The organism is Rhodopila sp., from assembly GCF_965277165.1.
Classification (GTDB): domain Bacteria; phylum Pseudomonadota; class Alphaproteobacteria; order Acetobacterales; family Acetobacteraceae; genus Rhodopila.
Map to the genome: position 1 here is coordinate 1,719,367 of NZ_CBDICE010000005.1, position 21,250 is coordinate 1,740,616.

The 21,250-nt window shown below is 66.9% G+C and carries 19 protein-coding genes; 10 read left to right on the plus strand and 9 right to left on the minus strand.

What is annotated here, in order from left to right:
* Positions 1 to 357 precede the first annotated feature (357 nt).
* Both ACQY4Y_RS08650 and ACQY4Y_RS08655 read left to right on the plus strand, forming a co-directional pair.
* Positions 358 to 876 (plus strand): N-acetyltransferase family protein, encoded by a 519-nt coding sequence (locus ACQY4Y_RS08650; protein ID WP_428490141.1) that lies wholly within the window; start codon positions 358 to 360, stop codon positions 874 to 876.
* Positions 876 to 2,114 carry an AmpG family muropeptide MFS transporter gene (locus tag ACQY4Y_RS08655; RefSeq protein ID WP_428490142.1) on the plus strand — a complete coding sequence of 413 codons (1,239 nt, stop codon included), beginning with the start codon at positions 876 to 878 and terminating at the stop codon, positions 2,112 to 2,114. Before ACQY4Y_RS08650 ends, ACQY4Y_RS08655 begins: the two co-directional genes overlap by 1 nt.
* Positions 2,115 to 2,931: 817 nt before the next feature.
* On the opposite strand, the gene ACQY4Y_RS08660 is transcribed toward ACQY4Y_RS08655, so the two are convergent.
* Positions 2,932 to 3,054 carry a hypothetical protein gene (locus ACQY4Y_RS08660; protein ID WP_428490143.1) on the minus strand — a complete coding sequence of 41 codons (123 nt, stop codon included), beginning with the start codon at positions 3,052 to 3,054 and terminating at the stop codon, positions 2,932 to 2,934.
* A gap of 80 nt (positions 3,055 to 3,134) precedes the next feature.
* Positions 3,135 to 4,781, minus strand: coding sequence for a Na/Pi cotransporter family protein (locus ACQY4Y_RS08665; protein WP_428490144.1), 1,647 nt, complete (start codon positions 4,779 to 4,781; stop codon positions 3,135 to 3,137).
* 284 nt (positions 4,782 to 5,065) lie between these two features.
* Between ACQY4Y_RS08665 and ACQY4Y_RS08670 the strand changes: the two genes are divergently transcribed.
* Positions 5,066 to 6,166: an MBL fold metallo-hydrolase gene (locus ACQY4Y_RS08670; RefSeq protein WP_428490145.1), complete on the plus strand. Its 1,101-nt coding sequence runs from the start codon at positions 5,066 to 5,068 to the stop codon at positions 6,164 to 6,166.
* 32 nt (positions 6,167 to 6,198) lie between these two features.
* On the opposite strand, the gene ACQY4Y_RS08675 is transcribed toward ACQY4Y_RS08670, so the two are convergent.
* Together ACQY4Y_RS08675 and ACQY4Y_RS08680 are read right to left on the minus strand one after the other, a co-directional pair.
* Entirely contained in the window at positions 6,199 to 6,630 is a 432-nt protein-coding gene (locus tag ACQY4Y_RS08675; RefSeq protein ID WP_428490146.1) for an OsmC family protein, read from the minus strand.
* 169 nt (positions 6,631 to 6,799) lie between these two features.
* The gene (locus ACQY4Y_RS08680; protein WP_428490147.1) at positions 6,800 to 7,285 is read right to left on the minus strand and encodes a CinA family protein; all 486 of its coding nucleotides are present in this window, start codon (positions 7,283 to 7,285) and stop codon (positions 6,800 to 6,802) included.
* Between the two features lie 413 nt (positions 7,286 to 7,698).
* On the opposite strand from ACQY4Y_RS08680, the gene ACQY4Y_RS08685 reads away from it, so the two are divergent.
* The 3 genes from ACQY4Y_RS08685 (at position 7,699) to ACQY4Y_RS08695 (ending at position 11,600) form a co-directional block, all read left to right on the plus strand.
* Complete coding sequence (locus ACQY4Y_RS08685) at positions 7,699 to 8,946, plus strand: cytochrome P450 (RefSeq protein WP_428490148.1); 1,248 nt, start codon at positions 7,699 to 7,701, stop codon at positions 8,944 to 8,946.
* 40 nt (positions 8,947 to 8,986) lie between these two features.
* Entirely contained in the window at positions 8,987 to 10,267 is a 1,281-nt protein-coding gene (locus ACQY4Y_RS08690) for an MFS transporter (protein WP_428490149.1), read from the plus strand.
* Between the two features lie 271 nt (positions 10,268 to 10,538).
* The gene (locus ACQY4Y_RS08695) at positions 10,539 to 11,600 is read left to right on the plus strand and encodes a thioesterase domain-containing protein (RefSeq protein ID WP_428490150.1); all 1,062 of its coding nucleotides are present in this window, start codon (positions 10,539 to 10,541) and stop codon (positions 11,598 to 11,600) included.
* On the opposite strand, the gene ACQY4Y_RS08700 is transcribed toward ACQY4Y_RS08695, so the two are convergent.
* Complete coding sequence (locus tag ACQY4Y_RS08700) at positions 11,601 to 12,260, minus strand: hypothetical protein (protein WP_428490151.1); 660 nt, start codon at positions 12,258 to 12,260, stop codon at positions 11,601 to 11,603. It lies immediately after the preceding gene.
* 130 nt (positions 12,261 to 12,390) lie between these two features.
* Here ACQY4Y_RS08700 and ACQY4Y_RS08705 point away from each other — a divergent pair, with 130 nt between their 5' ends.
* Entirely contained in the window at positions 12,391 to 14,223 is a 1,833-nt protein-coding gene (locus ACQY4Y_RS08705; protein ID WP_428490152.1) for a long-chain-acyl-CoA synthetase, read from the plus strand.
* A 4-nt stretch (positions 14,224 to 14,227) separates the two neighbouring features.
* On the opposite strand, the gene ACQY4Y_RS08710 is transcribed toward ACQY4Y_RS08705, so the two are convergent.
* From ACQY4Y_RS08710 to ACQY4Y_RS08725, 4 genes are read right to left on the minus strand one after another with little or no spacing between them, the layout of a single operon-like run.
* Positions 14,228 to 14,962 carry an SDR family NAD(P)-dependent oxidoreductase gene (locus tag ACQY4Y_RS08710; RefSeq protein WP_428490153.1) on the minus strand — a complete coding sequence of 245 codons (735 nt, stop codon included), beginning with the start codon at positions 14,960 to 14,962 and terminating at the stop codon, positions 14,228 to 14,230.
* Positions 14,955 to 16,379, minus strand: a complete 1,425-nt coding sequence (locus tag ACQY4Y_RS08715) for an ANL family adenylate-forming protein (RefSeq protein WP_428490154.1) — start codon at positions 16,377 to 16,379, stop codon at positions 14,955 to 14,957. The genes ACQY4Y_RS08710 and ACQY4Y_RS08715 overlap by 8 nt, the downstream gene beginning before the upstream one ends.
* Positions 16,366 to 16,608, minus strand: a complete 243-nt coding sequence (locus ACQY4Y_RS08720; RefSeq protein WP_428490155.1) for a hypothetical protein — start codon at positions 16,606 to 16,608, stop codon at positions 16,366 to 16,368. The genes ACQY4Y_RS08715 and ACQY4Y_RS08720 overlap by 14 nt, the downstream gene beginning before the upstream one ends.
* A 44-nt stretch (positions 16,609 to 16,652) precedes the next feature.
* Positions 16,653 to 17,309, minus strand: a complete 657-nt coding sequence (locus ACQY4Y_RS08725; RefSeq protein WP_428490156.1) for a hypothetical protein — start codon at positions 17,307 to 17,309, stop codon at positions 16,653 to 16,655.
* 246 nt (positions 17,310 to 17,555) lie between these two features.
* Between ACQY4Y_RS08725 and ACQY4Y_RS08730 the strand changes: the two genes are divergently transcribed.
* The 3 genes from ACQY4Y_RS08730 to ACQY4Y_RS08740 are packed head-to-tail and all read left to right on the plus strand — an operon-like array spanning position 17,556 to position 21,244.
* Positions 17,556 to 18,848 carry an O-acetylhomoserine aminocarboxypropyltransferase/cysteine synthase family protein gene (locus ACQY4Y_RS08730; RefSeq protein ID WP_428490157.1) on the plus strand — a complete coding sequence of 431 codons (1,293 nt, stop codon included), beginning with the start codon at positions 17,556 to 17,558 and terminating at the stop codon, positions 18,846 to 18,848.
* 48 nt (positions 18,849 to 18,896) lie between these two features.
* Positions 18,897 to 19,850, plus strand: a complete 954-nt coding sequence (locus tag ACQY4Y_RS08735) for a homoserine O-acetyltransferase/O-succinyltransferase family protein (RefSeq protein ID WP_428490158.1) — start codon at positions 18,897 to 18,899, stop codon at positions 19,848 to 19,850.
* On the plus strand, positions 19,847 to 21,244 hold the full coding sequence (locus tag ACQY4Y_RS08740) for a pyridoxal phosphate-dependent decarboxylase family protein (protein WP_428490159.1): 1,398 nt from the start codon (positions 19,847 to 19,849) through the stop codon (positions 21,242 to 21,244). The genes ACQY4Y_RS08735 and ACQY4Y_RS08740 overlap by 4 nt, the downstream gene beginning before the upstream one ends.
* The last annotated feature ends 6 nt before the right edge of the window (positions 21,245 to 21,250 follow it).

Consider the following 21,250-nt stretch of genomic DNA (forward strand, 5'->3'; position numbering starts at 1 on the left):
CGCGAGTGACCCTGTGGATTCCCTTGCGGGAACAGGAGTGACTCTATCGGTTGCATCCCTCAAGCCACCGTCTACTGGCAGTTGCTTGATCACGTTTTCGAGTAGGCCGGATCAGGTCGTCGGTGCAACCTGAAAATCGCCGCACCAGACGAAATACTAGTTCCAAAATCATACCTGATTCTAAATCGGACTGACTGACCGCCCCGGCCTCCACCCCGATCCGGCCGTTCGAACCGGCGGCGCGACAAGCAACCAGAAACCTGGACCGATGCACGGCTTCCTGATCGTCAACGCCGCGACGCCGGGTTAATGTGGCCCCCACCGGCGCTGCCGCCGACACAAAAGGAGCCGACCGGGATGGAAATCAGAGCCGCCACCGAAGCCGACGTGCCGGAGATCCAGGCGATCTACGCCCACCATGTGCTGCACGGCACCGGCACGTTCGAGGAACAGCCGCCGCCGGTGGAAGAAATGCTGGCGCGGTTCCACAAGGTGGTGGACAATGGCTACGTCTGGCTGGTCTCCGCCGACGCCAGCGGCGTCCTGGGCTTCGGCTACTACACGCCGTTCCGCGACCGCTCGGCGTACCGCTTCACCGTCGAGGACAGTATCTACGTCCGCGAGGACGTCCGCGGCCAGGGCGTCGGCAAAGCATTGGTGTCGCGCCTGATCGAGCTGGCCACCGCGGCCGGGCTGCGTCAGATGATCGCGGTCATCGGTGATTCGGAAAATGTCGGATCGATCGGGGTGCATGCCAGCCTGGGCTTTCACATGGTCGGCACGATGAAGGCGACCGGCATCAAGTTCGGCCGCTGGGTCGACGTCGTCAGCATGCAGCGCGCGTTGGGCCGGGGCGACAGCAACCTGCCGACCTGATGCGGATCGACCGCCAGCTGCTGACGATGGCGGGGTATGGGTTTGTCTCCGGCCTGCCGTTGCCGCTGTCAGGCTTCACCTTCCGGCTGTGGCTGGCCGACAGCGGCGCCACGCTGGCGCTGGTCGGGGCCACCGCCTGGATCGGGCTGGCCTATTCGCTGAAGTTCCTGTGGGCCCCGCTGCTCGACCAGCAACCGCCGCTGCGCCCGCTGCGCCGGTTCGGCCGCCGCCGCGGCTGGCTGCTGCTGGTGCAGCCGGCACTCGGGCTGGCCGCCGTGCTGCTGGCGGCGTCCGACCCGCGGGTCGCGCCGCTGGCCGCCTTCGCCGCCGCCGCCGGTGTCGCGCTGCTATCCGCCACCCAGGACATCGCCATCGACGCCTGGCGGATCGAGATCTTTCCGCAACGCCGCCAGGGCGTGGCGCTGGCGGCCTATGTCTGGGGCTACCGGGTCGCCCTGCTGGTGTCGATGTCGGGGGTGGTCGCCGCGTCCGCGCTGATCGGCTGGCACCGTGCGGTGTTGGCGGTGGCGCTGCTGATCGCCGCCGGCGCGCTGGTCACCCTGGCGGCGGCGCGCGAGGACAGCAAGGTCGGGAGTCCAGCGGCGGACCCGGCCGCGCCCGGCTTCCGGCATGCGGTGATCGATCCGATCCGAACCTTCCTGGCGCGCCCGTCGGCGCTGCTGGTGCTGACGTTCGTCGCGCTGTTCAAGCTGGGCGAGGCGATGGCCGGTATCATGACGGCGCCGTTCTATCGCCATCTGCGGTTCGACACCGCGGCGATCGCGGCGACCGGGCCGTTCTCGCTGGCCGCTACGCTCGCCGGCATCACCCTTGGCGGCTGGCTGGTGGCAAGGATCGGGGTCGGGCGCGCGCTGCTATGGGCCGGGTCGGCGCAGACCGTGGCGATGGCGATGTATGTGCTGTTGTCGCTCACGCCCGGCCAGCACACGGTGCTGTATTCGACGGTCAGCGTGGAGGCGTTTGCCCAGGGGCTGGCCGATGCGGCGTTCCTGACCTTCCTGTCGGCGCTGTGCGCGCGCCAGTTCGCCGCCACCCAATACGCGCTGCTGTCTTCGGTGCCGCAGTTGGCCATCCATACCATTGGCGGGGTGTCCGGGTTGATGGCGGCCTCACTCGGCTGGACGGTGTTCTACGCCGTGTGCATGGCCGGCGCGTTGCCCGGCATGGGGTTGATGGTGCTGCTGCTGCGCCGTCGGGATCAGCCGACCGCGACGTAGTTCGGGTTCTGAGCACGGCTTCCGGCCTCGGATTCTGGCCGACGAGGCCGCGGTTGCCCGGTCGTTTTCGTGCCACGGTCGGCTCAGACCGCCACCGGCACTGCCGCTGATTCCAAACCCTCGGTGCGGGCCGACAGCGTGTCTTTGACGCGATGCAGCAATTCGGAATGATCCGATTGAGAGACCTTATCGCTCCGCATCACCATTTGCACCAGAGGATCGTCTAGCAGACCCGCTAATGTCAGTGTGCTGGTCGTTCTCGTGCACATCACGGTCACCATTTCTAATTTGCACAAAACCACTGTAGCGGCTGCAGGGTCACAATGTGGAAATGAATTGTGTCTAAGTGTTGTCGGCGCTTGGGCAAATTTCCGTGATGTCCGGCTCCCTCGAAGGTCGAGACCCCGGCCGGCTGTCTCATCGGCCTGGTTGCGGCGGCCGAATATGTCGACACAAGGGAGTAACGAGAGCCCCGGAGATACTGAGCGACCGGTTCCGGAAACTGCGGATAATATAGAGGCCGGGGCGGTTGCGCCGGACGATTTTCAGGTCGATACAAGAACAAAAATCTCGGGGGACGACCCAGCGGCGGGCACCGGCTTGAGCGGCACAGGTTGCGCGGATGCAACCGCGTAAAGAAATAATACTTGGACCAGAAGGATAATCCGCCTAACTTACCCGGCGAACAAACGTCGAACTTAAGCCGCAGGCAAAAGCCAAGTCCCTTACCCCCAACAACCTCACGCTTAACCACCCCACCGCCAGCCACCCCAACACCAACCTCCCGATCTCCCCCAGGCTGTCCTCGAAACCATCCTCATCCGCCCTGTTCCTCGCCGGCGCCGGCGGCAACGCCATCGCCGCCCGCCAGGCGGCGTCCCGGATGCTCGCGGCCTATCGTCCTGAACGCCCAGGCCACCGCCACCGCGCTCACCGCCATGCCGCCCCAACACAGCCCGCTCCTCCCCGATCGGCCACCTGATCCGTAGCCGATCGGGCACGCTCCGCCCCAAACCCCAGCTACCGCAACCGGCTGTCCAGCAACTCGCCCCGGCTTTCCAGCAACGGGTAGGCCGCCGCCGCCACCAGATGGGCGTTCACCCGCTTCAGGTCGCGCAGTGCGTCCAGATGCAGCGTGCTGGTTTCCACCGAGTCCAGCCGGCCGTCCCGCAGCCGGGCGAAATGCTCCGTCGTGGCCTCCGCCTCCAGGCCGCGGAAGGTGCCTTTCTCCTCCACCAGCAGGCGCGCCGCGCGTTCGTCCCCGGTCACCAGCAACGCCGCCGCCGAACGCAGGTTGGTCGTCAGTCGCTCGATGATGCCGCACAGCGGGTCGGCCTCCGCCGAGGAGAACACCAGCCCGCGCTTCAGTTGCTTGGAAACGATCCCCAACAGGCCCTTGTCCACCACGTCGCCGGCATGTTCCAGGTTGGTGGCAAAGCTCAGGATCTCCACCGCGCGGCGATGATCGCCCTCGGTCATCGCCTCGGCCGGCAAGGATGTCATGTACGACCGGATCGCCGTGTTCAGCGTGTCGAGCACGTCATCCAGCCGCTTCAGTTCGCTCAGATGACGCCGATCCGGCCGTTGCAGCGCATCGCGCAGGCCCAGCAGCATGGCTTCCAGCGCGTCGGCCATGCGCAGCGCCTCGCGCGTCGCCGCGCCCAGCGCCACCACCGGCACCTCGATCGCGCTGTGGTCCAGATACAGCGGACGCCCCGGATCGGCGGTATCGATCCTGGTCGGCAACAGCCGCCGCAGCAGCCCGGCGAACGGCGTCAGCAGCGGGAAGAACACCACCGCCAGCGCCAGGTTGAAACCGGTGTGGAAATCCGCCACCACGCGGGTGTTGTCGGGATCGATCGAGACCAGCCACGGCCCCAGCCACGGCAGCACCGCCAGCCCGACCGCGACGCCGATGCCGCGGTTGATCAGATTGCCGACCGGCAGCCGCCTTGCCGCCGGATCGTCGCCGGCGCCACCCTCCAGCACCGGATTGATCGCGGTGCCCAGATTGGCGCCCAGCACCAGGGCGAAGGCGGCGGCCGGGGGCACCACGCCCTTGGCCGCGAACGACATGGTCAGCAGCACCATCGCGACGCTGGAATGCGCCGCCCAGGTCAGCCCCGCCGCCAGGATCACGTCCAGCACCGGCTGCGTCGACACCGCGCCCAGCAGCATCCGCAGGCTGGGCACGTCCTCATAGGGGTCGAGCAGGGCGACGAACTGGTTCAGCGCCATCAGCACCAGGCCGAGGCCGATCAGCACCCGGCCGAAGTCGCGCGGTGCCGCGCTGGTGCGGCGGAACATCAGCACCCCGATCAGGATCAGCGCCGGGGCGACCTCGGCGACGTGGAACGACAGCAACTGCACGATCAGCGTGGTGCCGACATTGGCGCCTAGCATCACCGCCAGCGCCGGCACCAGGTCCATCAGGCCGCCGGCGGCGAACCCGGTGACCATCAGCCCGGTCGCGGTGCTGCTCTGCAGGATGGCGGTGACGCCGATACCGGCCAGGAACGCCTGGAAGCGGTTGCGCAGCGCGATCCCCAGCAGCCCGCGCAGCTTGGCGCCTAGCGCGCGCTGCACGCCGGTCTGCACCATGTGCACGCCCCACAACAGCAGGGCGACTGCGCCGGCGAGATTCACCAGCGTGACGGAGAAGTCCATTGGCAGCCTCCCGCGGACGCGCCGAACACTGAAGAATCGCGGGTGATGCCCCGCAGCGCGCCCAGGGTCAAGATCCAGGTTGGGGTCAAGATCCAGCTTGGGGGTCAGGTTCCTGGTGCACAAGCCATCGCCGTCGCGTCTGCGGTCAGCCGCCGGTCACCGCGCCCACCACACCCATGGGCACGCCACCCGGTCCTGCCGGATCGCGCGGCTGAGCCGATCCGCGGAGAGGGTCAAATGCCGGCGCGGTATCCCTGCTCGGCCGGCTTTGCTAGCTAAGTCGGATGCAAGCCACCCACACCTCGAAACTGACCTTCCCGATCCCCGAACCGCCGGCGCCCGGCTCGATCACCGACATCGCCCCCGGCATACGCTGGCTGCGGCTGCCGCTGCCGTATCGACTGGATCACGTCAACATCTATCTGATCGCCAACGCCGGCGGCTGGACCGCGCTGGATACCGGCCTCGGCGACGACGCCTGCAAGCAGGCCTGGCAGGCGGCGCTGGCCGGCCCGCTGCGGGGTCAGGACCTGAAATCACTGATCGTGTCGCACTACCATCCCGACCATGTCGGCCTGGCCGGCTGGCTGTGCGAGCGCTTCGATCTGGAACTCAGCATGCCGCGGCCGGAATACCTGCACACCCTGCTGCTGCAATTCGCCCCGGCCGACTACGGTGAGGACGTGTTCCGGCCATTCTACCAGCGTCACGGCCTGTCCGCCGAGGCAACCGAACTGGTGCTCAGCCGCGGCCACGAATACCTGCGCCGCACCAGCGGCGTTCCGGCATCGTACCACCGCATCAAAGGTGGCGACACGCTGGCGGTCGGCGAGCGCCAGTTCCGGGTGCTGACCGGCGGCGGCCATGCCCTGGAACAGGCGATGCTATACCGGCCCGAGGAACGCCTGTTCCTCGCCGCCGACCAGGTGATCGCGCGGATTTCGCCGAACGTCAGCGTCCACCCGATGGAGCCCGATCTCGACGCGCTGGGGATCTATCTGGGCTCGCTGCGCGCGGTCCGCGACAGCGTGGCGCCGGACGTCCTGGTGCTGCCAGGACACGGCCTGCCGTTCCACGGCCTGCACGACCGGGTCGAGGAATTGATCCAGCATCACGCCCAGCGCTGCGGTGATATCGCCCTGGCGTGCAGGGCCGCGCCGCTGTCGGTGGCGGAGATCGTGCCATACCTGTTTACCCGCACCCTCGACCCCACCAGACCGGCTTTGCCTTCGGCGAGGTGCTGGCCCACGTCAACCACATGCGGGGCCGCGGCGAGTTGCGGCTGGAAACCGACGCCGCCGGGGTTGACCGCTACCGCACGGTCTGAACCCCGGCGGCATCGGGAATGGCGGCGGCCGCACCGCGTTGGGCGCCCACGCCGGTAGCCCCTCGCCGTCAGCCGAATACCCCTCAGGCGTCAGACCAGCCTGGCGTCCAGCGTGATCTCGGCGTTCAGCAGCTTGGAGACCGGGCAATTCTCCTTCGCCCCCTTCGCCAGCTCCTGGAACTTGGCATCCTCCAGGCCCGGCACCTTGGCCTTCAGCACCAGATGGATCGCGGCAATCTTCCAGCCGCCCGGGATCTGCTCCATGGTCAGGTCGGCATCGCAGTCCAGGGTTTCGGGCGGATGCCCGGCGCCGCTGAGCTGGAACGCCGTCGCCATGCTGAAACAGCCGGCATGGGCGGCGGCGATCAGTTCCTCGGGGTTGGTCCCCTTGCCGTCCTCGAAGCGTGACTTGAAGCCGTACGGCGTGTCCTTCAACACGCCGCTCGGCGTGGTCAGGCTGCCGCTGCCGTCTTTGCCCGAGCCCTGCCATTTCGCCGCCGCGTGCCGTTTGATCTGAGCCATGTCGGTTGCTCCTGCTTGGTTGTCGCTCGACCGCCATCCTGGCGGTGCTGCGGATATGGGAAGGCTTTCGTCAAAGCCAGGGCGTCATGGCCGACTGTCGACAGCAACACCGATCGGGCTTGATAAGCCAGCCGCCAGCGGCCCGACCCGCGCTGAGCCGGACCCGTGCCTACAGCGCGGCTCGGATCATGGCGAAGGCGTGCACCACGGACGCGGCGCGGATCGACGTTCGGTCGCCGGGGAACACCTGCCGCTCCGACCGCGTCGGCTGAGCCGTGCCGGCGAGGCCGAAGCAGACCAGGCCAACGGGTTTCTCGGCACTGCCGCCGCCCGGGCCGGCAACGCCGGTGACCGAAAGCGCGATCGCGGCGCGCGACCGCGCCAGGGTGCCCTCGGCCATGGCGCGGGCGACTTCCTCGCTGACCGCGCCATGGGTCTCGATCAGCGCCAGTGGCACGCCGATCATCTCGGTCTTGGAGTCGTTGGAGTAGGTGACGAAGCCGCGATCGAGCACATCGGAAGACCCGGCGATGGCGGTGAGCGCGGCCGCGATCAGTCCGCCGGTGCAGCTCTCGGCGGTGGCCAGCATCATTCCCCTGGAGCGGCATTCGGCCAACAGGGCTTCGGCATCTTTCAAGGTGGAATCTGGAAGCATTGAAATTTTCTCTAAAGGCAAATAGGACTCTAACCCAGGGTGGGCCGAAGCGGGACGGCTGTCCATCGGGCGTCACGCGCAAGGTTGTATTGCGTGGCCCAACGCGGGTCAGCGGACCATGTCTGGCCTGACGAAGGATGCCAACGGGTGCTATACTCACCGGCCGGGCGACCGCCCGGCATGAACCGTTTCGTTGGCGGCCGTTCCATTGGCGGCCGTTCCGTTGGAGCGGATCTTGCGCTAATAACTGCCTTTGAAATTCGCCGCGCCATGCGGCGAACGTAGCAGGCAGCTAAAACAAACAGCCTGTGGCGCGGGACTGAGTGTGCCCGCCATGGCGAACCGCGGACTCGGGACACTATTTAGGCTGCCTGACGCCTTGGGCTGCCTGACGCTGATCGAGGAGACCATCTATGGACGCGCCGCCGCTCAGCCCTGAAGTGCTGGAGGATCCCTGGTCCACGCCGCTGGACCGCATCGACGTCACCGACGCGCGAATCTTCCAGGACGATGTCTGGCCCGATTGGTTCGCCCGACTGCGCCGTGACGATCCGGTGCACTATACCGCCGACAGCCAGTTTGGTCCGTTTTGGTCGGTGACCCGCTACCACGACATCATGCGGGTGGAGACCACGCCGCAGGTGTTCTCCTCGGCGTCGGGCATCACCCTGCTGGACCAGGAGACTCAATACCGGCTGGCGATGTTCATCGCGATGGACCCGCCGAAGCACGATGTGCAGCGCCTGGTGGTGGCCCCCATCGTGGCGCCTGGCAATCTGGCGCATATGACCGGAACGATCCGCGAGCGGGTGATCCGCATCCTGGACGGCCTGCCGCGCAACCAGACCTTCGACTGGGTCGAGCGCGTGTCGGTCGAGCTGACCACGCAGATGCTGGCGACGCTGTTCGATTACCCGTTCGAGCGCCGCCGCGACCTGACCCATTGGTCCAACATCGCGACCACCAACCTGAAGGATCCCAACGCCTTGGTGCGAACCGAGGAAGAGCGCTTCAACGAGCTGCGCCAGATGGCCGCGGCGATGACCGAGTTGTGGAATGAACGAGTGAACCGCCCCGGCGGGGTGGACCTGATCTCGATGCTGGCGCACGGCGAGGCAACGCGCGGGATGGACCCGATGGAGTTCATGGGGAACTGCGTGCTGCTGATCGTCGGCGGCAACGACACCACGCGCAACTCGATCAGCGGCGGGCTATGGGCGCTGAACAAGCACCCCGAGGAATATCGCAAGCTGCGCGCCAACCCCGGGCTGATCGCGACCATGGTGCCGGAGATCATTCGCTGGCAGACTCCGATCGCCTATATGCGGCGCACCGCTCTGGCCGACTACCAGCTTGGCGGCAAGACGATCCGCGCCGGCGACAAGCTGGCGATGTGGTACATCTCGGGCAACCGCGACCCCGACGCGATCCCCGACGCCGATCGCTTCATCATCGACCGGGCTCGGCCGCGCCAGCATCTGTCGTTCGGCTTCGGCATTCATCGCTGCGTCGGCAACCGGCTTGCCGAGCTGCAACTGACCATCCTGTGGGAAGAGATCATGCAGCGATTCCCGTATATCGAGCTGATGTCGGAGCCGAAACGGGTCTATTCCAGCTTCGTGCACGGAATCAGTTCGATGATGGTGCGGATACCGGAGTGAGGCCGGCCGGCGGGTTGGCCGGATAACCGGCGGGCTTCGGGTGGCTGGGCGGTTCGGCGCGGCCTCGGGCACGGCTTCCTCGGGCGCGTCTCCCCCGGACGTGTCTCTCCTGGGCATGCCCAGGTGGATGCTCTGCTACGTGCTGCTCGGCCTGGTGCAAAGCGGCATGGTGCCGGTGATCCTGCCGTTGGCCGCTGCCCCAGGGCCGGCCGCCGGGCTGACCTACGCCGCGTTCGCCGCCGCCGGCATCGCCGCCCCGTTCATCGGCGCCTGGAGCGACCGCCATCGCCGCCACCGGCGCACCCTTGCGGCCGGGCTTGGCCTCGCCGGGCTGGGGCTGATCGCGCACAGCCTGCCCGGCGGCTTGGTCCAGCACATGGCAAGCGCGGCGCTGATCGGCTTCGGGGCTTCCTCGGCCAGCACTGTGGCGACGATGTTCATCGTCGAGGTGGTGCCCGAGGCGGCGTGGGACGGCCAGATCAGCGCGTTGCAGGCGTGTACCGGCGGCGGTCAGCTCGGCGGTCTGCTGATCGCCGGCGCCTTGGGGCTGCATCACGTCGAGGCCGCCTTCCTGCTGGGCGCGGCGGTGCTGTTGGCGGCGGTTCCGCTGGCCCTGGCGTTCGCTCCCGACCCGCTTGTCAAGGTATCGCGCGCCGATCTGGCGCCGCGGCCGGCGCGCGGCGGCGATGCGATCGCGATCGGCCCGCAGCGGTCGCTGCACCGAGTGAGCTGGCGGGCGATTGCCGGGCTTGGGCATAGCGGGCTGGCCTGGTTCCTGGCTGCCTGGCTGGTGTCCTACACCGCCACCAACGGTCTGTCGGTGATGTTCGCGGTGGCGATGGTGCGCGACTACCATGCGCCGGCCACCTGGCCAACGACGGCCTATGCGATCGGTGTCGGCTGCAGCCTGCTGGTGTATCGGCTGGTCGGTCGCTGGGACAGCCGGTTCGGCCCCTGGCGGGTGCTGGGTGCCGGGCTGGCGTCGCGGGCGCTGCTGGTGGGCGGGTTGGTGGTGCTGACGGCATCGCACGCCCAGACGGCGATGGCCCCGATCCTGCTGTGTTTCGCCGCCACGCAAGTGGCTTGGCCGCTGCTCTCGGTTGCCAGCACCCGGCTGTCGGTTACGCTGTCGCCGGCTCATCGCGCCGAGAGCGCCGGTCTGCTGAACGCCGCGACCTCGGTGGGGGCGACGATCGGGGGGGTGGTTGGCGGCGTTTTGCTGCACGCCGGCTTTGTCTGGCTGTGCGCCGCGGTGCTGGCGGCGTTGGTTCTGAGCCTGTTACTGGCCTGGCATCCACGGGTGCGGCTGGGTCCGGCTTGATCGGCGCGAGTGTAAGAAATGCCGACACCGGTGGGCGGCCCTGGTCGATATATTGATGTTCTGACCGGAGCTTGGGGGTGGCCGTTCGGGAGTGGCGTAAGCGGCTGTTTTGTTTGAAGATTATGCACCTTGAAAGTCCGGTCACGCAGTTGCCATCGGCAGGCATTTCCCGTGGTGTGGTCGATATTACACGCGGTTGTCTGCGGAATTACTTGGCACATTGGTTGCTTTGTCTCAAAGCCACAGATGCTTTGCGATGGAGGACACGCGGATGCCCGATACCGTTCTGCCGTCGTCTTGGGTCGTTGAAGGCGGCGCAGCCGACGATCCGGTTCGCAACGCCGGTGCGTTACACGGTTTGTTCGCCCTGACAGGGCGCGGGTCGGAGCGGGTAATCCATCCGATCAACGACAGCGCGGTTGAAGCCGGCAATTCGGGCCCGGCGTTTTATTGTGTCCATTCGTTGTCCGGCGCGGGCGGCACGGATTTCTGCCAGTTGGCCCGGCTGATGCCGGGGGTGCGGTTTTACGGCATTCAGGCGCCGCCCAAAAAGATGCGGGATCCGGCGTTCGGTGGTTCGGTTGAAGCGATTGCCGACTACTATGCAGGGGCGCTCGTCAAATTTCAGCCGCAGGGGCGTTTCCTGCTGGGTGGTTGGTCGGCCGGAGCGATCATCGGGTTGGAAATCGCGCAGAACCTGCGCTCGCGCGGCCGTGAGGTCGCGCTGTTCGCGGCGATCGACGCGGCGCCCGAAAATACCGCGGCCGGGCGGCGCCCCTGGCATCCGATCTACCTGCTGCAGCTGGCGGCCAACCTGCCGGGCTGGATCAGGCATGAAAACCTGATCGACAAGACGGTCGCTGTGTCGCTGGTTCGCCGCGCCAGACAAAAAACCATGGCGCGGGTCAAGGCCGCGCTCGGCAAGCGGAATACTTCCGCCAACGACCAAGCGGTTGAGGGGATCATCGACCTGGCTCGGTTTCCGGCCGAGCAGAGGTCGTTCATGAAGCGGCTGTATCGGGCGCTGCTTGAGTATCATCCGAAACCCTATTCGGGCGACGTCGTGGCCTATGAGGCTCGGGTGAAGCCGCTGCTGCATCTGCCTCAGTTGGGAAGGGTGTGGCGCGGGATCGCCCCAAGGTCGGTGATCGTTCCGATTGATGGAACGCACGCAAGCGTCATGCGAAAGACCCATGTTCCGCCATTGGCCGACGACCTGCGCGCACGGATCGCACGCATCGCTACGCTGCCGGTTCACGACAACACGGGCAGCGTATGCAGCCTGGCGGAGGCGCGGGAGCGGCGGCGGGCGCGGGCGCTGGTGGGGCCCTGATCAGCGCGGTGGCGCCGCCGTGCCCACGACGGCCGGGGACGGATTTGCCCGGCGCGCGAGACCCTGAACCAGCGCGGCGACGCGCAAGCCCGGCCCGATGATGGCAAGGGCGGCGAACGGCCAATACAGCACGGCATGGCCAACCCCGCCGGCCAGCGGATCGCGCAGGAAATCGATCGCGAAAGCGTAGGCCACGTAATTCATCCCGATGACCCGCAGCAGCCACCAACCCGTTGCGCCCAGCCTGGCGCGCAGCGAGGCGATCGAGAACAGGGTCAACAGGCAGACGAACAGGACGGCGGTGCCGAACACCAGGAAGGTTTTCAGGCCGGGGGGGTGACCCAGCAGGCAGAGCCAGGCCACCAGCGCGAGGTGGACGACCTCGATCGCGGCGAACGAAAGCCCGAACTCGCGGGCATGGCGCGGCAGTGGTTTCAGGCCAGGCCCGAACAGCGACGCCAGGGCGGCGCCGGCATAGGCCAGCCAGAACGGCACGAAGGCCACTCGCGCCGTCGCCTTGAGTGCCAGGATGGTGCCGTGTTCCCCCGCTCCGGCGACCAGCAGAACGGCGACGGTCAGCCCGACGGCGGCGGCGAAGGACAACTGGACCCACCGCGCGGTGCGGACCCTCGGCTGGATCGTCCTGAGTGTTGGCGCCACGTGCCGACTCCTGATGGAGTGTTTGCAAAGTAGAGATAAGTTCGTCATCTTTCAGGTTCAAAAGGATCATAGCATAACGGCGGCGGGCTTGACAGGGTGATGCAAGGGTCTTGCGAAGGTGATGGCGACCATGCGGGATGACGCACAGGGCGTGACGGCCGCTTCCCCGGTGGAGCGGGGGGCGGCGCTGAAGGCGTGGATCCGCGCCATGGACGCGATCAAGATCATGGACCGCGAGCCGGAGGCGACACTGCCCGGCATGCTGGACGGTCTGGTCGGCACGTATGGCGATGGGGTGGCGCTGCTGGGCGAGGGCCAGCAAATCAGCTACCGCGAACTGGCGGAGCAGGTGAACCGCATCGCGCGCTGGGGCATGGCGCAGCGCTTCGCCGCCGGCGATGTGGTCTGCCTGCTGATGCCGAATTGCCCGGACTACGTCGCGATCTGGCTTGGCCTGACGCGGATCGGGTGCGTGGTGGCGCTGATCAACACCAATCAGGTCGGCGATGCGCTGCTGCACAGTATCCGGACGGTGGGCGCGGTCGGGCTGATCGTCGCCGGCAGCCTGACTGAAAAGATCGCTGCGATCCCCGATGGGCTTCCCGCCGCGATCTGGGTGCATGGCGAAGCGCCGGGCGATTGGCCGCGCCTCGAGCCTGGGGTCGCGGGGTGCGATCATGCACCGTTGACGGCGGCCGAGCGGGCACTGCCGCGTCCCGCCGATCAGGCGCTGCTGATCTACACCTCGGGCACCACCGGTGCGCCGAAAGCGGCGCGGCTGACACATGGCCGGGTGATGGAATGGAGCTTCTGGTTCGCCGGCATGATGGACGCGCAGCCCACCGACCGGCTGTATGACTGCCTGCCGCTGTATCACAGCACCGGCGGTATCGTGGCGGTCGGGGCGATGCTGGTCAAAGGCGGATCGGTGCTGATCAGCGCTCGGTTCTCGGCCAGCCGGTTCTGGGACGAGGTGGTCGATGGCGAGTGCACCATCTTCCAGTATATCGGGGAGTTGTGCCGCTATCTTGTCGCCGCCCCGCCGCATCCCAACGAGCGCCGGCACCGGCTGCGGCTGGCCTGTGGCAACGGGCTGCAAGCCGAGGTGTGGCGCGAATTCGTGCGGCGCAGCGGCGTCGGGCGCATCCTGGAATTCTACGCTGCGACCGAAGGCAGCGTTTCGCTCTACAACTGCGAGGGCAAGCCGGGTGCGATCGGGCGGGTGCCGCCGATCCTGGCGCAGCGCTTCCCGGTGCATCTGCTTCGCTGCGACAGCGACCAGGCCGAACCGGTGCGTGACGCCGACGGTCGGTGCATCGCCTGTGGCCCCGACGAGGTGGGAGAGGCGATCGGGCGGGTACTGGATGCGACGCGGTCTCCGGCCCGGCAGTTCGACGGCTATACCGACGCCGGCGCCTCGGCACGCAAGTTGCTGCGCGACGTGTTCAGCGTCGGCGATTGCTGGTTCCGCACCGGCGACCTGATGCGAAGGGACGCCGCCGGGTACTACTATTTCGTCGATCGCATCGGCGATACGTTTCGCTGGAAGGGGGAAAATGTCGCCACCTCCGAGGTCGCCGAGGCGGTTCGCGGCTGCCCGGGCGTGAGAGATGCGGTAGTTTACGGGGTCAGCGTGGCGGGACACGAGGGCCGCGCCGGGATGGCGGCGATCACCACCGAGGCGGGCACCACCGAGGCGGGCACCACCGAGGCCGGGTTCGATCTGGCGGCCTTGCGCGCGCATCTGGCGGCTCGGCTGCCGCACTACGCTCAGCCGTTGTTCCTGCGGGTGTGCGCCGAACTTGACTTGACCGGAACGTTCAAGCTGGCGAAGGGACGACTGCAGCGCGAAGGCTATGCGGAGGCGGCGGACCCGGTGTGGTTCAACGATCGCGAGAGCGGCTTCGTTGCCTGCGACGCGGCGCTGCGCAGCTCGATCGGGAATGGCGGGCGACGGCTGTAGCGTTTCACGCGGTGTTGCCGGCATCGACGGTGGTCGTGGTGCCGGTGATGTTGCGCGCCCTGTCGCTGAACAGGAAGTCGACCGCGTGGGCGATGTCGGCGATGTCGGGCATGCGGTGCAGCGCGCTGCGGCGGGCGATCTGGGCGCGCTGGGCCGGGCTGAGGTCGTGGGTCATCTCGGTGTCGATGAAGCCTGGCGCGACCGCGTTGACGGTAATGCCCAGCGGTCCGAGCTCGCGAGCCAGCGACCGGGTGAAACCGGTCAGCGAGGCTTTGGTGGCGCTGTAGACCGACAGGCCGCTATAGCCGGTGGTGCTGACCACGGAGGAGATGTTGACGATGCGCCCGCCGCTTCCGGTCATCATCGAGCGCACCACGTATTTGGTCAGCGTCAGCGGCGAGGTGACGTTGAGCCGGACCAGCCGGTCGATCGCGGCGTCGGGCATGTTCGAGAGGATGCCGCTGGTGCCGAGTGCTGCGTTGTTCACCAGGCCGTAGAATGGCCCGAATTCCCGGCTGAGGGATTTTACCAAAGCGGGGATGGCGACGATATCGGTCAGGTCGAAGGCACGGAAATGCAGTGCGTCGGTTTCCGCCGGGGTGAGTTCGGCACGCAGGGCTTCCAGCTGGTCGCCCTGCTGGCGGGCCAGGGCGATCACCTGGAAGCCCGACGCCAGCAACACGCGAGCGATGCCGAGCCCGAGGCCCCGGCTACCGCCGGTGACGAGGACATTAGGCATCGGTGCGGGCCAGCTTGCCGGACGCGGCGATATCGAGCCCGGCGACCGGGCGCAGCATGGCCGGCACCTTGTGCGCCGGCAGCGCCGCTTTGCAGCTGGTCAGGATTTCGGCGCTGATCGTCTTGAAGCAGTGCTGGGCGGCTTGGGGCCGAAGCACGATGTCGGCCACCACCAGGGTTCCGGTGATCGGGCTGGGGCGTCCTCGGACTCGTGCAATTTGCACGGCTGGATGCTGGCTGATGACTGCCTCGACTTCTTCTGGATGCACTTTTTGCCCCCCGACATTGATGACGCCTTCCCGGCGGCCGGCAAAGTAGTAGCGATCGCCACGCAGCGCGACGATGTCGCCAGTGTCAACGAAGCCGTCGACGTCTGCCAGTGTTACTTGATCGCCGAGGTAGCGCGAGGCGGTGCGTGCCGAACGAATGCGCAACGAACCATGCTCGACCCGGAGGTCGGCCTTGGCGCCGGGTTGGCCGATCAGCGTGGCGGGAAATCCGGCCAGGCCATCGCTGACGTCGAAGGCGACGCCGGCCTCGGTCGAGGCGAAGGCGTGGCTGATGGTGGCGCCGGGGTAGGCGGTGCTGAGCTGGTTGAGGATCGGCTGATCGGCGACTTCGCCCGACAGCCGGACATAGCGCGGCGAGATGCGATGGGCGTTGGTCATCAGGGCGCGCCGCCAATGCGACGGGGTGCCGGAGATATGCGTGACCCCACATTGACCGGCGCGGGTCAGGAACGCGGCCACCGGTTCCTGGTGGTGCGACAGCACCATCGATCCGCCGCCGAGCAGGGCGCGCAGCAGGATTTGCAGGCCGCCGTAGCGGCGGACGTCGTAGAACGTGGCCCAGACCGTGTCTTGCGCCACGGCCAGCCGGTCATCGAGCGGCCCGGTCAGGCTGGCCAGATTGTGGACCACGAGCTTGGGGCGCCCGGTGGTGCCGGAGGTGAACAGCAGCCATTCCGTGCGCGTGCCGCGGTCGTGGTGGTGGGGCGTCTGAGCGGGCTGGGGTGCGCAGGGCACGATTGCGCAGGGCACGATTGCGCAGGGCACGATGGGGATGGCGGTGGCTATTGGCGGGGCCGCGTCGCAGACGATGACATCGACCCGGGCCTGTTGCAGCACGTCCGGCAGGTGGGCGGGTGAGAGATCGGGCGGACACAGCACGACGCGGGCGGCGATGCCATCGAGTTGCAGCACCGCCAGGGCGAAGATCATCTGCCGGTCGGACCAGATCAGCACCGATTGGCCTTGGAACCGATGCAGCGGCCGGTCGAACGTGCCGGCCTGGTCGAGGCTGGCCTGGTCGAGGCTGGCCAGGCCGACCTGGCCGCGATGATCGGCGAGGAACCGCCGCGGCGACAGGCCGGCGGCGGCGGTCAGATCCCAAAGCGAGCGGTGGTCAGGCCGCGGCATGCTCGTAGAGCGAGATGAACTGGCCGACGGTGACAGGCAAGGCGGCGTCGTCGGCAGCGAACGGATCGACGCCGAGGCGGTCGTCGAGGGACGCCACCAGGACCGCGATGCAGAGCGAATCGAGGCCCGAGTCGAGCAATGGCAGGCTATCGGACAAGGCTGCCAGGCGCTTGCCTTGCTGGGCGGCAACCTCGGTGATCTGGGTCATGACGGTGGTGCGGATCGACATGGTTGCCTGCTGTGGATGTGTCGGCGGGAACGCTCGGGTCGGGGTCAAGTCGTCTGGCCCGGCGGTGCCAGACCGGGCACGAATTCGAGCAGCAGGTCCTTGAAGCCGACCCACAGCGGCAGGATGGAATCGTCGGGCCGCAGATGGCGGATCATCGCGCCGTGACCTTGCGTCGGATCGCTGTCGAATCTGATATGTTCGGACAGGAAATGGCGGAAGCCGCCCAGCAGGGGGTTGTCCGACCCGGGCGATGTCAGCATGGCGCGGAACACCCGTTCCAGGCCGCCGTCCTCGTAGCTGGCGATGCTGAGCGCGCGGGTGTTGGCGTCGGTTCGGCGGACCATGCGCAGATAGCGGTCGCCGCCGGCTTTGAAACAAGACCGCTGCGCGTCCGAAACGGGTGCCAGTGCCAGGACACGGCGCATGAATTCGTCATGATCCATTTTCTCGCCCGTCTGGGCGACGCCGGGCCACGGCGAGAGGTTGTCGGTGTCACACTCTTCGCGTTCCAGATCCTGGAGTTTTTCGTCCGTGGGATGCAGGATGCGGGCGATCTGGAGATTTTCCCGGAACTGCACGGAGAAGAAGTAATAGGCCCAGGCGGCGGCGATGGTGTCCTCCTGGCTGAGGTTCGGCCAGTCAAGACGGCATATCTGTGCGATTGTTTCTTCATAGGCAAAATCGACGACGGTTTGCATCATGGCCATGACCCACCTTGTGTCGCAGGCGATGACATTGCCTGTTCAGTACGTTCATAGCTTTTTGCTGTGTAGTTTGCAAAATTATTTTCAAGCAAATCTGGAATTTTTGGCATACGGCGATATGTATTGACTAGTGACTACATCGGTCTGCGTAAAAAACGTTTACTTCTTGGTTTGTTCATGCCATAGACCGCGCGGCGATCCTCGGCGGCCGAGCGGCCGTCGGGTCGATAGGGAACTCAACGGATGCGGACCGAAACCATCGCGCTTCACGCCGGCTACCAGATCGACAAATCGGTCAGGTCGGCGGCGGTGCCGATTTACCAGACCGTGTCTTTTGAGTTTGACAGCGCGGATCATGCCGCCGCCTTGTTCAATCTGGAAGCGGAAGGTTTTCGCTACAGCCGGATCAGCAATCCGACGACGGCGGTGCTGGAGCGGCGGGTCGCGGCGCTTGAGGGCGGGGTCGGCGCGCTGTGCGTGGGGTCCGGGATGGCTGCTTTGTACAATGCCATCCTCTGCATCGCGGCGCCCGGGCGCAACCTTGTCAGCGTGCCACAACTGTATGGCACAACGCACACGCTGTTCTCCCATGTCCTGCCGCGGATGAATGTCAGCGTGCGGTTTGCCGAGTCCGATGATGCCGACGCCATCGGCCGGCTGATCGACGACGATACGATGGCGGTGTTCTGCGAGAGCGTCGGCAATCCGGCGGGCAATGTCTGCGATATCGAGGCGTTGGCCGAGATCGCGCATGCGCACGGCGTGCCGTTGCTGGTGGACAACACTGTGGCCTCGCCGGTGCTGCTGCGGCCGATCGAATTCGGCGCCGATATCGTGGTCCATTCGCTCACCAAGTTCCTGGGCGGGCATGGCACGACGTTGGGCGGGGCGATCGTCGATGGCGGACAATTCCCGTGGCATCGGCAGCCGGCGCGATTTCCGATGCTGAACCAGCCGGATGCGTCCTATCACGGTCTGGTCTACGCGACGCATTTCGGGCGCACCGCCTATATCGAGGCGTGTCGTAATTTCTGCCTGCGCACCACCGGTGCCGCGCTGGCGCCATTGAGCGCGTTTCTGCTGCTGCAAGGCGTCGAGACCGTCGCTCTGCGGGTCGACCGACATGTCGAGAATGCGCAGCAGGTGGCCGAGGCGCTGCGACGCGACGATCGGGTGGACTGGGTGAACTACGCCGGGTTTCCCGACAGTCCATACTATCCGCTGGTGCAGAGATATTTGGCCGGCAGAGCATGCTCTCTGCTGACCTTCGGCGTGCACGGCGGCATGGCGGCGGGCAAGCGGTTCTATGACGCGCTGCGGCTGATCAAGCGGGTGGTCAATCTTGGCGATGCGAAGTCGCTCGCCTGCCATCCGGCGTCGACGACGCACCGGCAGATGACCTCGCAACAGCAGCTCAAGGCTGGCGTCACGCCCGAAATGATCCGACTGAGCGTCGGCATCGAGCATGTGGACGATATTCTGGCCGATCTGGATCAGGCACTGGCGGCGGCGCATGGCGGCTGTGTCGATGCCTGATCTGGCGCTGGGCGAACACGGCTGACGCGGAGATCGGGAGGGCAGCTGGTGTATGCGCAACGAACGAGCCAAGGGCAGTCCGCCGAACTGGTTGTCGGCCTGATCAACAACATGCCTCCGGCGGCCAGGCGGGCAACCGAGCAACAATTCGCCGAACTGCTGAAGACCGCGTCGCGCAGGCTGCGCGTCAGGGTCAAGCTGTTCGCGGTGGAAACGCTGCTGGATGATCCCGACGACACGCTGGCGATGCTGGACCAGTCCGGCGCCGACGCGGTGATCGTCACCGGCGCCGAACCGCGGGCCAGCGCGATCACCGACGAACCGCTTTGGCCGGCGCTGGGTCGGCTGATCGACTGGGCAGGGGAGCGCACGATCTCGACCATCTGGTCGTGCATGGCGGCGCATGCGGCGGTGTTTCGATTGGACCAGATCAGCCGCAGGCCGCTGGCGCGCAAGCTGTCGGGTGTCTTCACCTGCGTGAAGGCGAGCGATCATCCGCTGCTGGCGGATGCGCCGGGCTGCTGGCCGGTGCCGCACTCCCGGCAGAACACGCTGGACGAGACGGAGTTGCTTGGCAGCGGCTACACGGTGCTCTCGCAGGCGCGGAGCATCGGCGTCGACTGCTTTGTCAAGCAGGCCCGCGCCAGCCTGTTCGTATTGCTGCAAGGTCACCCGGAATACGGACCGGACAGCCTGCTGAATGAATTTCGTCGCGATGTCAGGCGGTTTGTCCTCGGCCAGCGTGCCTGCTGGCCGGACGTTCCCGAAGGCTATTTCGATGCCGAGGTTGTCGCTGAACTTGCCGGGCTGCGGGCGCGCCTGGCGCCAGGCGCTGAGGTGCAGGCGTCAGTCGATGCCGCGATCACCGTGGCGCCCCGACAGGTCTGGCGCCCGGCAGCGGTGGGGCTGTATGCTGGCTGGCTGTCCTACCTGTCGGAACAGAAGGCCGCGTGCGGCAATGCGGCGATCCGTCCGATCCGCAACTGGCGCATCGCATCATGACCGGCTCCGCGTTATTTCCATCGTCCGAACAACGGCTGGCCTGGACCAACCGCCTCACCGAGATGCTGTCGGCGGCTGAGCTGCGGATGGCGCAAGGGTCAGTGACGCCGACATTCGACCGCGACGCGTTCGCGGCCGAACTGGCCGGGTTCGACTTCGACCAGCCGGTGGCGTTCGAGCAGTTGTTGGAATGGACACTGGCGCAGATGGACCATGGCGTCGTACACATGACGCATCCTCGGTATCTGGGCCTGTTCAATCCGGCGCCGAGTTTTCCGGCGCAATGCGCCGACCGGATCGCGGCGTCGTTCAACCCACAGTTGGCGACCGCGACAACGTCGCCCGCAGCGGTGGCGATCGAGGCGCATGTGGCAGGTTTGCTGGCGCGGCGGATCGGGCTGGCGGCGGATGCTGTGGGTCATTTCACCTCGGGCGGATCGGAAGCGAACAATACCGCGCTGATCTGCGCGCTGACCCGAAGCGAACCCGATTTTGCCGCCAGCGGCAGCCGTGCGTTTGCGGGCCAGCCGGTGTTCTACATCTCGGCCGACAGTCACCTGGCGTGGATCAAGTTTGCCCACATGGCCGGGATCGGGCGGTCGGCGGTCCGGCTGGTGGCGACCGATGGCGCCGGGCGAATGAGCGCGGACGTGCTGGAACGGGCGATCGCGGCGGATCGCGGTCAGGGCTGCGTGCCGGTGATGATTGTGGCGACGGCGGGAACCACCAGTGCCGGAATGATCGATCCGCTGGCGGCGTGCGGCGCGATCGCGCGCCGGTGCGGCGTCTGGTATCACGTCGATGCCGCCTGGGGCGGGGCGCTGGCGGCCTCGTCTCGGTTGCGCGGCAAGCTGGCGGGGATCGAGGCGGCGGATTCGGTCACCATCGACGCGCACAAATGGTTCGCCACGACGATGGGTTGCGGAATGTTCCTTACCGCCCATCCGCGGGCCCTGTTGGCTGCCTTCAATGTCACCACGAGCTACATGCCCACGGCCTCGGCAATCGATCCGTACATGACGACAGCGCAATGGTCGCGGCGTTTCGTGGGACTGCGGCTGTTCCTGTCGCTGGCGGCAGCCGGCTGGGCCGGTCACGGCGCGCATGTGGAGCGGGCGGTCGAATTGGGACATCGTCTGGCTGAACGGATGCGCGAGCAGGGCTGGACGGTGGCGAACGGGGCGGAACTAGCGGTGGTTTGTCTGCGCCCGCCTGCCGGATCGGTGACGGTGCGCGAGATCGTGGGCCGGGTCGTCGGGTCGGGCGGTGCCTGGATCTCGGCCGCTCGGTTCGAGGGCGGGGACGTGATCCGCGCCTGTGTCACGCATGGCGAAACGTCGACGCACGACATCGACGCGGTGGCGACACTGCTGGAGCGAGCGCGGATGGGCTGACATCGA

Coding starts and splice junctions, on each gene's coding strand:
- ACQY4Y_RS08680 (WP_428490147.1), bottom strand. CDS start 7,285: ATGCTTCCAGATTCCACCTTGAAAGATGCCGAAGCCCTGTTGGCCGAA.
- ACQY4Y_RS08715 (WP_428490154.1), bottom strand. CDS start 16,379: ATGCCGCGGCCTGACCACCGCTCGCTTTGGGATCTGACCGCCGCCGCC.
- ACQY4Y_RS08650 (WP_428490141.1), top strand. CDS start 358: ATGGAAATCAGAGCCGCCACCGAAGCCGACGTGCCGGAGATCCAGGCG.
- ACQY4Y_RS08730 (WP_428490157.1), top strand. CDS start 17,556: ATGCGGACCGAAACCATCGCGCTTCACGCCGGCTACCAGATCGACAAA.
- ACQY4Y_RS08660 (WP_428490143.1), bottom strand. CDS start 3,054: ATGGCGGTGAGCGCGGTGGCGGTGGCCTGGGCGTTCAGGACGATAGGC.
- ACQY4Y_RS08665 (WP_428490144.1), bottom strand. CDS start 4,781: ATGGACTTCTCCGTCACGCTGGTGAATCTCGCCGGCGCAGTCGCCCTG.
- ACQY4Y_RS08685 (WP_428490148.1), top strand. CDS start 7,699: ATGGACGCGCCGCCGCTCAGCCCTGAAGTGCTGGAGGATCCCTGGTCC.
- ACQY4Y_RS08720 (WP_428490155.1), bottom strand. CDS start 16,608: ATGTCGATCCGCACCACCGTCATGACCCAGATCACCGAGGTTGCCGCC.
- ACQY4Y_RS08740 (WP_428490159.1), top strand. CDS start 19,847: ATGACCGGCTCCGCGTTATTTCCATCGTCCGAACAACGGCTGGCCTGG.
- ACQY4Y_RS08695 (WP_428490150.1), top strand. CDS start 10,539: ATGCCCGATACCGTTCTGCCGTCGTCTTGGGTCGTTGAAGGCGGCGCA.
- ACQY4Y_RS08655 (WP_428490142.1), top strand. CDS start 876: ATGCGGATCGACCGCCAGCTGCTGACGATGGCGGGGTATGGGTTTGTC.
- ACQY4Y_RS08670 (WP_428490145.1), top strand. CDS start 5,066: ATGCAAGCCACCCACACCTCGAAACTGACCTTCCCGATCCCCGAACCG.
- ACQY4Y_RS08725 (WP_428490156.1), bottom strand. CDS start 17,309: ATGATGCAAACCGTCGTCGATTTTGCCTATGAAGAAACAATCGCACAG.
- ACQY4Y_RS08710 (WP_428490153.1), bottom strand. CDS start 14,962: ATGCCTAATGTCCTCGTCACCGGCGGTAGCCGGGGCCTCGGGCTCGGC.
- ACQY4Y_RS08675 (WP_428490146.1), bottom strand. CDS start 6,630: ATGGCTCAGATCAAACGGCACGCGGCGGCGAAATGGCAGGGCTCGGGC.
- ACQY4Y_RS08705 (WP_428490152.1), top strand. CDS start 12,391: ATGCGGGATGACGCACAGGGCGTGACGGCCGCTTCCCCGGTGGAGCGG.